Source organism: Akkermansia sp., assembly GCF_020860705.1.
Lineage (GTDB): Bacteria > Verrucomicrobiota > Verrucomicrobiia > Verrucomicrobiales > Akkermansiaceae > Akkermansia.
The window spans coordinates 17,698-29,515 of the sequence record NZ_JAJBTT010000037.1 but is presented as its reverse complement, the minus strand read 5'-3'; the positions used below and the strand labels follow the sequence as shown (position 1 = coordinate 29,515).

Here is an 11,818-nt window from a genome sequence, read left to right as displayed (position 1 = left end):
AGGGAAAACGGTTTCCCCTTCCATGGGAAAGTTCCCCGGCTAAAATAATGGACTGGCAGGATTCGGCTTGCAAAAACCACCCTTTTAAGGTTTGGTAGATTCCGAGCCTTTTGGCGCGTTCCCTACCAAGATGCATACAAACTCACCTTCCGATGTTGGCAACGCCGCAACCTTTATTGCGGAAATTTACGGTCAGGATGTCTTCAACATGGAGACCATGCGCAATTACCTGCCCCGCCCCGTTTATAAAAAATTGCTGGCTACCATCCGCAAGGACGAAAAGCTGGACCCGGATATTGCCAATGAAGTGGCCCAGGCCATGATGACGTGGGCTCTGGAAAAAGGCGCCAGCCATTATACCCACTGGTTCCAGCCCCTCAACGGAAGCACGGCGGAAAAGCATGACTCCTTTGTAGACGTGGATCCGGAAGGAAATCTGGAACTCAAATTCTCTGGAAAGAGCCTGGTCCAGGGCGAGCCGGACGCATCCAGCTTCCCCTCCGGCGGCCTGCGCGCTACTTTTGAGGCCCGCGGCTATACCGCGTGGGATCCCACCAGCCCCGCCTTCATCAAGCGTACGGAAAACGGCGCCACCCTCTGCATCCCCACCGCCTTCTGTTCCTACAAGGGACAGGCGCTGGATAAAAAGACGCCTCTTCTCCGGTCCATGACCGCCGTCACCCGCCAGGCCAAGCGCCTGCTGTCCTGCTTCGGCGGACCGTCAAACATCCACGTCAGCGCCGATCTGGGCGCGGAGCAGGAATACTTCCTGGTGGACAAGCAGCTTTACGCCCTGCGCCCGGACCTGATGATGTGCGGCCGCACCCTCTTCGGCAACGTTCCGCCCAAGCACCAGCAGATGGAAGACCATTACTTCGGCTCCATCAAGGACCGCGTACTGGAATTCATGGTGGACGTGGATGAAGCCCTCTGGAAGCTCGGCATTCCGGCCAAGACGCGCCACAATGAAGTTGCGCCGGGCCAGTTTGAAATCGCCCCCATTTTTGAAAGCCAGAACCTGGCCGTGGACCACAACATGCTGGTCATGGAAGTGCTCCGGAAAACTGCCAACAAGCATGACATGGTCTGCCTGCTGCATGAAAAGCCCTTCTCCGGCATGAACGGCTCCGGCAAGCACAACAACTGGTCCCTCTCCGCTCCCGGTTACGGCAGTCTGCTCAATCCGGGGTCCAGCCCGCAGGAAAACGCTATCTTCCTCACCCTGCTCTGCGCCACGATCAAGGCCGTGGATGAACACGCGGACCTGCTGCGCGCCTCCGTCGCCAAATCCGGCAACGAGCACCGGCTGGGAGCCCATGAAGCGCCTCCCGCCATCATCTCCATCTTTCTGGGAGACCTGCTGGATGAAATCATTGAGCAGATTGAAAAGGGCGGCACCAAGAAGGCATGCACCCAGAAGACCATCAACATCGGCGTGGACACTCTGCCGATGTTCCCCCTGGACGCCTCCGACCGCAACCGCACCAGCCCCTTCGCCTTCACGGGCAATAAATTCGAATTCCGCGCCGTAGGCTCCTCCCAAACCTGCGCATGGCCCATGACGGTGCTCAACACCATCGTGGCGGAAAGCCTGGATGAAATCTGCTCCATCCTGGAACCCGTCAAGGACAAGCCCGATGAATTCCACGCCACGCTGAACAAGCTGCTTCAAAACATTGTCAAGAAGCACAAGCGCATTCTTTTCAGCGGAGACGGTTACGGGGAAGCCTGGATTGAAGAAGCGGAACGCCGCCACCTGCCCAACGTTCCCGGCACCATTGAAGCCTTGGCCGCTCTGGAAACGCCCAAGGCCAAAGCCCTCTTTGAAAAATACAAGGTGGTCAGCCCCGTGGAACTCCACGCCCGCCATGAAATCCAGACGGAAATATTCCACAAGGAAATCAGCATTGAAGCGGAAACCGCCCTCCTGATGGTGGAAACCCTGTACATTCCCGCCGTGACGGAACAGCTGACGCAGCTCACCACCGCCATCGCCCAGATGAAGGCCGCCGGCATCAAGGCGGGCATGAAATCCACGGTGGACCGCGCCAACCAGATCGGTACCCTGCTGGACCTTCTCCCCGCCCAGGTGCAGAAACTCCGCCGCGCCATGGATGACGCCCATACAAAGGATATTCAAACGGGCATGGACAATCTGAGAAGCACGGTAGACATGCTGGAAAGCCTGACGGACGCAGACCTGTGGCCCGTTCCCACGTATTCGGAACTGCTCTTTCTGTAAAACAAAGAGCCTTCTCCAAAAGAGAAACGTATTATCTATCAATCACAAAGAACACTTATCCCAGTTCCTTTCCCAAGAAAAACGGCAAATTAATCGCCTGACGGATTGACAAAACAGTCAAAATAGTTATCCTTTCCGTCCGGTTGTGCATAGACCGCTTAGACGGACGGCACTGAATCTAGTAATTCACAAGAAGCATCTTTCAACATCATGAGCAAGAGGACTTATCAACCATCCAAGCGTTGCCGCAAGCGCCAGTTCGGATTCCGTGCACGCATGGCTACCAAGAACGGAGCAGACATCATCCGCCGCCGCCGCGCCAAAGGCCGCAAGCGCCTGCTTCCCAAGGGAGCCGAAATCCAGTACAAGCGCCACACCATCCAGCACGGCCGTTAATTCAGCCGCCGGGACTTGGTTAACGCCTCCTTGGAACTTTTTTCACGGGCCGACCCGCGGGAGATGCGTCTTACTCGTCAACAAAGCATGACCAGGGCATTTCAATTTGCCCGGGTGCGCAACGAGGGACCATCCGTAGCAGGTCGGCTTATTGTTTTAAGTGCAGCCCCGCTGGAACATCCGGAAGAACCTTCCAAATTCGGCATCATCTGCACAAAAAAAATCGGCTGCGCCGTCGTTCGCAACAAACTGCGGAGGCGCGTGCGGGAAATCCTGAGGGCGCACGGCGCCCCCTTTGAACACGGCGTGCACCTGGTGTGCGTCCTCCGCTGGCGGGCCGTGGAAGCCAGCTATGCCGACCTGGAGCGGGACTGGCAGAAAGCCGCCCGAAAGCTCAACCTGCAACTTCTTTCCCGGGAACAAGACAAAGCATGATGAAATGGCTGCTCATTGCCCTGGTACGGGGCTACCAAACCTTCATCAGCGCACCCCTGCATGCCCTGGGGGGCCCCGGCAGCGGCTGCCGCTATACTCCCACCTGTTCCCAATACTTCATCCAGGCCGTCCAGATCCACGGGGCCTGGCGCGGTTTTCTGCTTGGATCATGGCGCATTTTAAGATGCAACCCGTGGGGCGGCTCAGGGTATGATCCCGTGCCTCCGGCCCGCACGCCGCGTTAACTACCTTTCTTCTCCCTCTCTTTAAACCAACTTTAATCAAGCTATATCACATTATGGATCGCACAGCATGGATCATCATAGGCGTTTGCGCCGCCCTTCTGGGCCTGAATATTTACATGGGCAATAATAAAAAGGCGGAACCCGTCCCCGCCGCCCCTGTCCCCGCACAACAAACGGCTGCCGCTCCGGCAAACGCCCCGGCAACCGGAGCAACGACGCCTGCCTCCCCCGCCACCCCGGAACAGCCTTCCGTCAACAAGGCTCTTGAAGAAGACAAGACCAGCCCGATCACACTGGTGGCCACGCAGGAAGTGGACGGAAAGCAAGTCCCCTTCATTACCTACACCTTCAACCGCATTGGCGGCTCCATCGGCACCGTCACCCTCCACAATGACATTGTGGACTCCCAAAAAGTCGCGGACCGCAACATTACGATCAACGAAGCCCAGAAACGCGGCATTGGCGAACTTGTCTTCAACATGGACGCCACGCAGGACCCCACCTACGACAATACGGTGTACAAGGAAGTCAAGCGCACGGCGGACTCCGTCACCCTGGAAGGCTATGACACTGCCCGGCAGCTTTTCATTTCCAAAACCTATACCCTGCATCCTGTCAGGAATCTGGAAGGCAAGGTCCTTCCCGGCAGCAAATACATGGTCCGTCTGACCGTCTCCCTCCTTAACAAATCCCCCAATGTCCAGGACCTGCGCTACATGGGCATCTTCGGCGGCAGCGCCTACCCCATCGCCAAGAGTGAACCGAAGGACACCTACACCCACTTCTTTTACCATGCGAACGGCTCCCTGGAACAGGAAGTGCCCTCCTACTTTACGGGCGGCATCTTCAGCAGCGCAAAAGCCCGCGTTCTGGAAGGCCCCTTGCAGGACCTGACCTATGCCGGCGTCATGAGCCAGTATTACGCCACCATTCTCCTACCCCAGGACCAGTCCAACGGTTCCACGGTGTACGCCACCCGCCAGGAATTCCCGCTGGAACATGAAAACAATACGCTGGTGCCGGGCGTCACGGTAGCCATGGGCATCCCCAACCTGACCATGGCGCCCAATGAAATCAAGACGCTTACCTATGACATTTACACCGGACCCAAATTCAACGCCTACCTGCGCGACCTGAACCTCACCTACCCAGCCATCAGCGACATCATGGCTTACGGCTGGCTCGTCTTCCTGAGCGTGCCGATGAACTGGCTGCTCAACCTCTTCCATGGATGGTTCGGCAACTGGGGCGTAGCCATCATCTGCATGACCATCGTCGTCCGCGCCCTCATCTGGCCGCTGCATAAGAAATCCTACATGGCCATGAAGCGCATGTCCCTGGTTCAGCCGGAGATGGCCAAGCTCAAGGAAAAATACCCGGACGACGCCCAGAAGGTGAACATGGAAATGATGAAGCTGTACCAGAAATACGGTATCAACCCGGCCAGCGGCTGCGTACCCATGCTCATCCAGATTCCCATCTTCTTCGCCTTTTACCGTGTGCTTCAATATTCCGCAGAACTGAGAGGGCAGCCCTTCTGCCTGTGGATGACGGACCTGTCCCTGCCTGACACCGTGGGCCACCTGTTCGGCATTCCGATCAACATTCTGCCCCTCATCATGGCCGTGACCATGATCGTCCAGATGCGGATGACCCCGCAGGCGGGGGAACGCTCCCAGCGCATCATCATGAACCTGATGCCGCTGATGTTCTTCCTCTTCTGTTATAACTTCGCCTCCGCCCTGGCTCTGTACTGGACCACGCAAAACCTGATCTCCATCGGCCAGACGGCTCTGATCCGCCGCCTGCCCATGCCCGTGCTATCCGCCTCCAAAAAGAAGAAGCCGGGCTTCTTCCAGAGAATGATGGACCAGCAGCGCATCGCCCTGGAAGAACAGCAGCGCAAGGCTAAAGGCCACAACATGCGCAATGTAACGCCCAAGAAGTAGGGACGGCTTTTATCTCCTTTTTCCCTGCAAGTGCGGCCGTGGGAACGGCCGCACTTTTTTATGGAAAGAAAAACGCTTCACCTATGCAGGCGGCGGGAAAAAGAAAAAGCATACTCCCTGCACGGTCATTAAAAACCGGGCTTCTCCGGGTGGGGAAGCCCGGTTTTTCTCGTCATATATCGTTGTGTAGATAATTGGAGCGGCCTGGCAAAAAATGCCAAAACACCCACTGAACCCAACTTAACGGATTTGGAATCCGGGATCAGTCAGAGCCGCCACCAGGGATGCCTAATGATAGGGAACATAAGGATAATAGGGGCAATAGGGCAATTTTATTGCCCCTATTGTCCCTAACCAACTTTTCCCCAGATTTTTCCGTTGACTCCGGATTCCAAATCCGTTTGCCACTTTACAGCCTGATTCCCAAACGGCGGCACAAAAGATCTCCCCTTCCTTCCGGAAAAAGAGTCCCAAAAAAGCAACTACGGCAGCTACGTCTTACGGAGTAGGCAAATCTTCCGGCATCAAAATGGCCGCCACGGCAAAGGCGGCGATGCCTTCCCGGCGGCCCAGCGCGCCGAGCTGCTCATTGGTGGTGGCCTTTACGCCCACGCGTGCGGGGGAGATGCCCAGAGCAGTTCCCAGAGCTCCCTTCATCTGTTCCAGATAGGGAGAAATGCGGGGGGCCTCCGCAATCAGGGAGGAATCCACATTTACCACGCGGCCGCCGCGCTCCCGGATCAGGGAAACGGCCTTCGCCACAATGTCCAGGGAAGAAATATCCTTGCAGGAAGGATCTCCCGGAGGGAACCAGTAGCCGATGTCCGGCAGGCCGGCCGCACCAAGCAGCGCGTCTGCAATGGCATGGCACAGGACATCCGCATCGGAATGGCCGTCCAGTCCCCGGGCGGATGGAATATGCACGCCGCCCAGCATCAGGGGACGCGGCGCTTCCGCAAAACGGTGGATATCATATCCCAGCCCGGTCAGGGCAATCATGTCTTTCATCTTGATGCAAGGTTGTTCAGGTTATTCCGCCAGCGCCTCCACAATCGGGATATGGCCGTTCCAGGCGACAATGGCAAACTGTTCCGGATTGTCTTCCTTCGGTTCCAGAAGCACCTTTCCTCCGGCGGCTTCCACCAGCAGAACGCCGGCGGCGATGTCCCAGATGGAGATGACGCTTTCCACATAAGCGTCAAACCTGCCGCAGGCGATATAAGCCAGAGCCAGGGCAGCAGACCCGTTGTTGCGCACCTTGCGCACCTGCCAGGCGATTTTGGCGAAGCGTTCAATGCCCTTTTCCTTGGAGCCGTCCGTCTTGCCGTGCCCCACGAAAACCACGGCTTCCGCCATGCGCTCCCGGCGGCTGCAATGCATGGGATGGTCATTCATGTACGGAACGCCTCCCTTTTCCACATGCCAGCATTCATCCATCATGGGATCGTAAATCACGCCCAGCACCACTTCCCCGCGGCGGCGCAGGGCGATGGAAACGCAGAACCAGGGAATGGTATAAAAGTAATTTACCGTTCCGTCAATGGGATCCACAATCCATTCATATTCACTGTTCCGGTCCCCGGTATACCCTTCTTCCCCTAAAACGGCGTGGGTGGGGAACACGGAAAGGATTTCTTCCGTGATCAGTTTCTGGGAAAGCTTGTCCAGCTCCAGCTTGATGTCGTTCTGGCTGGCTTCATCCACCTTCTTGAGGTCATAAAAATGCTTTTTCAGGAAGGCTCCGGCGGATTTGGCTGCCAGAATGGCCGTGGTCATTTCAGGTGAGTGGTTCATGATATGTCTATTAATGGAAAATTGAATTTCATCAGGAATCCTGTTCCGCGGGGGCTTCCTGCTCACGGCGCTCACGGACGGCTTTCCTCCGGTTCTCTTCCGCCCGGTCATACACTTCCCCGGCCAGAGCGGCGCAGGTCTTTCCCAGCGCGGCGGCAACGCCCTTCTTTTTATAAACGGCCTCATCCGGAGCGTCAAAACCCACCCAGACAAAGACCGTGAAATAACGTCCCATGACGGCGGAAAAATGCCCCGTGTTTTCCGGCAGCCGGACATTGACGGATGTTTTCCTGGAGCGCTCGTCATAACGGAAGGGCGGGAGCGCCGCCACCAGATGGGCGGATTCCCGCGGCAGGATTTCACGTCGGCTTTCTTCCGGAGAGGGAGCGTTCACCATCACCAGGTTCTTCTTGGTGGTGCCCACCTGCCGGACGGAGGAAATCTGCACATTGCGCCCATCGTTGCCAATGAGATACAAGGCATTGACGGCATGAGAGAGAGGCGCGCGGAACCTGCCGGAGTACAAATCCGGGGAACGGGGGAGATCCCCCTTGTAGCCGGCTTTCTGCGCCGTTTCTATCACCGTATTGAACCCTACCCCTCGCCCCGTGACTTCAGGACTGCTGCGGATGACGGTTCTGCGCTGATCCACGGCGCACAGATTGACGACGGGGGTAAACAGGTCGCCGGGCATCACCGGGGTCTGCCACCGGTCCACGCCATCCAGGGCGGAGCGGCCTCCCGTCACGGCCAGCACGTCTCCTTTGCGGGAATCCACACACAACACGGCCGCCTGCACGCAATTCTTCAGCTGGTTGTCCACCCTCTTAGGCAATCCGGCCCACACGGGGGAACGTTCCAGGCCCGCCAGCACAGGTTCGCTTATTTCCTCCACTATCCTCTGGAATTCCAAATCCAGCGTGGTCATGACAAAAATGCTGGACGTCCCCTCCTGCTCGTCGCAGCAGTCCAGATCGCTCAATTCACGGGAGATAACCAGGATGGGATAGGAGGCGGGCCGGGCCTCCCGTTCTCCCGCCACCGTCATCGGTTCGCGGGATGCCTGCCATAATTGTTCCTGGGTGATGAACTCGCACTCATACATCCTTTCCAGCGTCGCGTTGCGCACCTTGACGGCCGCTTCCGGACTGTAAACGGGGTTGTAAATGGAAGGGCCGCGCACCAGGCCGGCCAGGGTGGCGCACTCCGCCAGAGTCAGGTCCCCCACTTTTTTGCCGAAATACAGATCCGCCGCCTGGGCAATGCCGTAGCACTGCTGGCCGAAGTAGATGCGGTTCAGGTAGGCCGTCAGGATTTCATCCTTGGAGTATTTTCCTTCAATACGGCGCGCCACGGCCATTTCCAGAACTTTGCGGTCCAGGGTCTTCCCCCCTAGTTCATAGCAATTCCGCGCCAGCTGCATCGTGATGGTGGAAGCCCCCTGGGCATAGGACAGTGTGGTCAGGTTCCGGCAGATGGAGCGGATAATGGAGGAGTACACAATGCCTCCGTGCTCGAAAAAGGCTTCATCCTCCCGCGCGATGAAAGCGTTCACCAGGTTGTCCGGCAACTCATGGCGGGCCACGTATACCCGGTCGCGGTCCGTCAGGGTGCCTATCCACTGGCCGTTGCGGTCATACGCAGAGCAGTTCTCCAGCGGCGCCAGCACTTCGTCCAGTTCATACTGGTCCGCCCTCCAGGCGTAAATGAGAAGGACGATGATAAAGGCGATCGGAATGAGTCCCAGCCACAGCAGGATGCGGCCCAGATTGCGCGGAAGCAATCCGAACAGATCATACCATCTTTTACGCCTGTTCTCCATTCCGGTGCCAATCATTGGGGACGCCTAGCGGGCGTCCGGGGGCAGTGATTCTCCATCCTGCTTCCAATCCGGGAACTCCTTCTGCAGGCGCGCCCGGTACTGGGAAGCCTCCGACTTGCGGCCGGCCTTGTCCAGCGCTTCCGCCGCCTTGTACAGGGCCTTGGGCTTCAGTTCCGCGTCATTGACAAACAACTCGGCCGTGACTCCGTAGTACTTGGCCGCTTCATCAAACTTCTTTTCCGCATAGGAAATGTCCCCCAGAACAATTTTCAGGGAAGCCATCAGCGGGCCTTCCACTCCCAGGGCCAGAGCTTCCTCCGCCGTCTTCCGGGCGTCCGCATACTTGCCCAGCCCCAGCAGGATGGAGGCCTTATCCAGCAAGCCGTCCGCACGGCGGTAGGGCTGGTTCTCCTCCTTCAGGAAGTTGTTGGAAGCCACCAGGGCGCGGTCATACTTCTTGAGCGCCAGGCGCACCTTCGCCAGATTGCGCCAAATCACCTTCTTCACATTCTGAAGCTGGTCATTCTGCGTGGCCCAGGTCATGTACTTGTCCGCCGTTTCCAGGTCCTTCATGCCGTAAGCCTGAAGGCCCAGCCACGCGGGAATGACGTCCGGCACGCGGGCCACGGCGGAGGGATTTTCCTTCTGCAGGGTTTCCAGGGCCTCCTTCAATTTGTTCACATCCTGAAGCTTGTGATAGGACAGGACGGAAAGCACGTTCACCTGTTCCCCGTACTTCTGGGGATCCAGCGTCTTGGCCTCCGCCATATGGTTGATGGAGGATTTGAAATCCCCCTGGTCAAACGCCGCGCGGCCCAGCAGGAAATGGGCTTCCGCCAGAGCGGCGGGGGACGCTTTCGGGAAATTCTGGATCAGGCCTTCATAATATTTCGCCATGTTCACCATGTCCTGGCGGCCCGCATAAATCTGGGCGGCCCGCTGCCATGCGGCGGCTGCGGATTCCGCCTTGGGCCAGCGCGCGATCACCCTGTCAAAGTCCATCAGGGCTTCCGCTTCTTTCTTGGTCTTGGCATACATATCTCCGCGCAGGGTCAGAGCCTCGCAAATGCGGGGATCCTTCGGGTACTTGTTGATAAAGGTCGTCAGCAAATCGGCCGCCGGGCCCCGGTTTCCGGCCTGGGCGAGCGCCCACGCGCTCTTGTACAGAATATCCGGACACATGTGGGGAGGAAGCTTGTCAAAATCAATGCTGGCGTAAAACAGGGCGGCGTCCGCAGGACTGGTATTGAACAGGTTCTCCGCCGCCATCAGGCGCACCATGTCGTGCAGCTCGCTGGTCGGGAAAGCCTTGGCATAATGGTTCAGGAAACTTTGCGCCCGCTGGGGAAGATCCTTCTGCTTGAGTTCGTTATAGCACAGCAGGCGGTAGAAGGAGGCCTGCATGGCCTCCTGCGTGTAGGGAACGGACTTTTCCGCTTCCAGGAAGAACTCCGCCGCCTTCTGGTACTCCTTCAGCTTGTAGGCGGACTGGCCCAGCAGCATCAGCAGGCGCACTTGGCCTTCCTTGGTCGCCATCTTCATGCCCTTCTGCTGCGCGTACTGGGAAAGGATCTCCTTGTACTTGCCCATATTGTACAGCCCCAGGAGCAATCCCATGCGGGCCTCCGGGGCCATCTCCTTCAGGGACTCGTCTTTCAAAAGCTGTTCATAAAGGCTCTGGGCCTCCGCAGTTTTTTTCAGCTTGGTAGCCAGCATGGCGGCCTGGAGGGTGGCGATGCCCCGGTTCCTGTTATCCACGCCGGGCGTTTCCAGCACCTTGCGGTATTCGGAATAGGCTTCCCCCAAGCGGCCCGTATCCGCGCACAGGGCGGCATACCCCATCCGGGATACCAGAACGAACTTTCCGTCCGCCTCCGGATTGCCCATCACCGCGCAGAACATGGTGGCGGCGGCTTCCGGATTTCCACTGGAAAGAAACAGGCGTCCCAGACGGTACTGGGCGTCCACCCTCAAATCATTCTGCTCCGCGTTGCGGACCACGAGCTGATAATACTGGATGGCCTTTTCCGTTTCTCCGGCGGCGGAGGCGTCCGTCGCCAGCCGGTAGGCGGAAGCGGCGACCAGGGCCGGGGAGCCCGTCTGGGTCAGCCTGAGGAACAGCGCATGTGCATCCTCCTTCCTTCCGAGCTCCGCCAGGCACATGGCGGCGCGGTACTCGGCCAGGGGAGCCTGGGCGGACTGGGGAAAACGCTGGGAAAATTCCAGATACTTGCGCAGGCTCAGATCAAGCAGGCGGGCATATTCCTGCGGGTTTCCCCTGGTGGCCGGCTCCTGGGCCTGCTTGTACAGCATATCCGCCATATCCAGGGTATCCTGCTCCGGATTGGCGACCAGCGGACCGTCCGCCACGGGAGCGGCGTCCGGAATGTTTTCCTGGGCGGCGGCAAACGCAGCCAGGGTCATTAAACCTGCATTAAGGAAAAGGAACGCTTTCATGAAGCCTGGGGGTTGGAAACATTGACGGAAGACGGCGCCGGTGGCCGCGTGGAGAAGGAAACGTTGTTCAGCCCGGCTTTCAGGCAGGCGTCCATCACATGCACCACTACGCCGGACTCAGCCTTTTCATCCACGCGGATGCGGACGAGCATGGTTTTATCCAGCCGGGCCACGGAAAGAAGCTTGTCTTCCAGCTGCGGCATGGTGTACGGCTGACGGTTGATCACCACCGTGCCGTCTTTGCGGATATTCACGATGATTTCATTGGAAACGTTTTCACCGGGCTTGGGAGTTTCCGCAGAGGGAAGGTTGATGGAAAGATCCGGCTCATCGTCCTCAAAGGTCTGGGTCACGACGAAAAACACCAGCAGCAGAAAAACAATGTCCAGCATGGGCGCCAGCTGGAACCCGATGGGATTGGGCATTTTATAGTGGAATTTCATACGTTCTTCCGGTGTTGTGGGCGTTCCCGCTTCCG

Annotated in this window: 10 protein-coding genes; 5 read left to right on the top strand and 5 right to left on the bottom strand. The window is 57.9% G+C overall.

Translation table 11 applies throughout. The annotated features are described in order from the left end of the window. Positions 1-130 precede the first annotated feature (130 nt). From LIO64_RS08515 to yidC, 5 genes are all read left to right on the top strand, one after another. Positions 131-2,242, top strand: a complete 2,112-nt coding sequence (locus LIO64_RS08515) for a glutamine synthetase III (protein ID WP_290549015.1) — start codon at positions 131-133, stop codon at positions 2,240-2,242. 210 nt (positions 2,243-2,452) lie between these two features. Beyond that, positions 2,453-2,638 carry a 50S ribosomal protein L34 gene (rpmH, locus tag LIO64_RS08510; RefSeq protein ID WP_012420297.1) on the top strand — a complete coding sequence of 62 codons (186 nt, stop codon included), beginning with the start codon at positions 2,453-2,455 and terminating at the stop codon, positions 2,636-2,638. 63 nt (positions 2,639-2,701) lie between these two features. Next, the gene (gene rnpA / locus LIO64_RS08505) at positions 2,702-3,073 is read left to right on the top strand and encodes a ribonuclease P protein component (RefSeq protein ID WP_290549014.1); all 372 of its coding nucleotides are present in this window, start codon (positions 2,702-2,704) and stop codon (positions 3,071-3,073) included. Beyond that, positions 3,070-3,318 carry a membrane protein insertion efficiency factor YidD gene (gene yidD, locus LIO64_RS08500; RefSeq protein ID WP_290549013.1) on the top strand — a complete coding sequence of 83 codons (249 nt, stop codon included), beginning with the start codon at positions 3,070-3,072 and terminating at the stop codon, positions 3,316-3,318. Before rnpA ends, yidD begins: the two co-directional genes overlap by 4 nt. A gap of 53 nt (positions 3,319-3,371) precedes the next feature. Further along, on the top strand, positions 3,372-5,267 hold the full coding sequence (yidC, locus tag LIO64_RS08495) for a membrane protein insertase YidC (RefSeq protein ID WP_290549012.1): 1,896 nt from the start codon (positions 3,372-3,374) through the stop codon (positions 5,265-5,267). Positions 5,268-5,765: 498 nt separating this feature from the next. On the opposite strand, the gene ispF is transcribed toward yidC, so the two are convergent. Genes ispF through LIO64_RS08470 form a run of 5 tightly spaced genes read right to left on the bottom strand, consistent with a single transcriptional unit; the run spans position 5,766 to position 11,783 of the window. Next, complete coding sequence (gene ispF / locus LIO64_RS08490; RefSeq protein WP_290549011.1) at positions 5,766-6,275, bottom strand: 2-C-methyl-D-erythritol 2,4-cyclodiphosphate synthase; 510 nt, start codon at positions 6,273-6,275, stop codon at positions 5,766-5,768. A 21-nt stretch (positions 6,276-6,296) separates the two neighbouring features. Then, positions 6,297-7,061 carry an inositol monophosphatase family protein gene (locus LIO64_RS08485; RefSeq protein WP_290549010.1) on the bottom strand — a complete coding sequence of 255 codons (765 nt, stop codon included), beginning with the start codon at positions 7,059-7,061 and terminating at the stop codon, positions 6,297-6,299. A gap of 31 nt (positions 7,062-7,092) precedes the next feature. Further along, positions 7,093-8,883 (bottom strand): transglycosylase domain-containing protein, encoded by a 1,791-nt coding sequence (locus LIO64_RS08480; protein WP_290549009.1) that lies wholly within the window; start codon positions 8,881-8,883, stop codon positions 7,093-7,095. Between the two features lie 24 nt (positions 8,884-8,907). Beyond that, positions 8,908-11,340 (bottom strand): tetratricopeptide repeat protein, encoded by a 2,433-nt coding sequence (locus tag LIO64_RS08475; RefSeq protein ID WP_290549008.1) that lies wholly within the window; start codon positions 11,338-11,340, stop codon positions 8,908-8,910. Then, the gene (locus LIO64_RS08470; protein WP_290549007.1) at positions 11,337-11,783 is read right to left on the bottom strand and encodes a biopolymer transporter ExbD; all 447 of its coding nucleotides are present in this window, start codon (positions 11,781-11,783) and stop codon (positions 11,337-11,339) included. The genes LIO64_RS08475 and LIO64_RS08470 overlap by 4 nt, the downstream gene beginning before the upstream one ends. Positions 11,784-11,818 lie beyond the last annotated feature (35 nt).

Coding starts and splice junctions, on each gene's coding strand:
- LIO64_RS08515 (WP_290549015.1), top strand. CDS start 131: ATGCATACAAACTCACCTTCCGATGTTGGCAACGCCGCAACCTTTATT.
- rpmH (WP_012420297.1), top strand. CDS start 2,453: ATGAGCAAGAGGACTTATCAACCATCCAAGCGTTGCCGCAAGCGCCAG.
- rnpA (WP_290549014.1), top strand. CDS start 2,702: ATGCGTCTTACTCGTCAACAAAGCATGACCAGGGCATTTCAATTTGCC.
- yidD (WP_290549013.1), top strand. CDS start 3,070: ATGATGAAATGGCTGCTCATTGCCCTGGTACGGGGCTACCAAACCTTC.
- yidC (WP_290549012.1), top strand. CDS start 3,372: ATGGATCGCACAGCATGGATCATCATAGGCGTTTGCGCCGCCCTTCTG.
- ispF (WP_290549011.1), bottom strand. CDS start 6,275: ATGAAAGACATGATTGCCCTGACCGGGCTGGGATATGATATCCACCGT.
- LIO64_RS08485 (WP_290549010.1), bottom strand. CDS start 7,061: ATGAACCACTCACCTGAAATGACCACGGCCATTCTGGCAGCCAAATCC.
- LIO64_RS08480 (WP_290549009.1), bottom strand. CDS start 8,883: ATGGAGAACAGGCGTAAAAGATGGTATGATCTGTTCGGATTGCTTCCG.
- LIO64_RS08475 (WP_290549008.1), bottom strand. CDS start 11,340: ATGAAAGCGTTCCTTTTCCTTAATGCAGGTTTAATGACCCTGGCTGCG.
- LIO64_RS08470 (WP_290549007.1), bottom strand. CDS start 11,783: ATGAAATTCCACTATAAAATGCCCAATCCCATCGGGTTCCAGCTGGCG.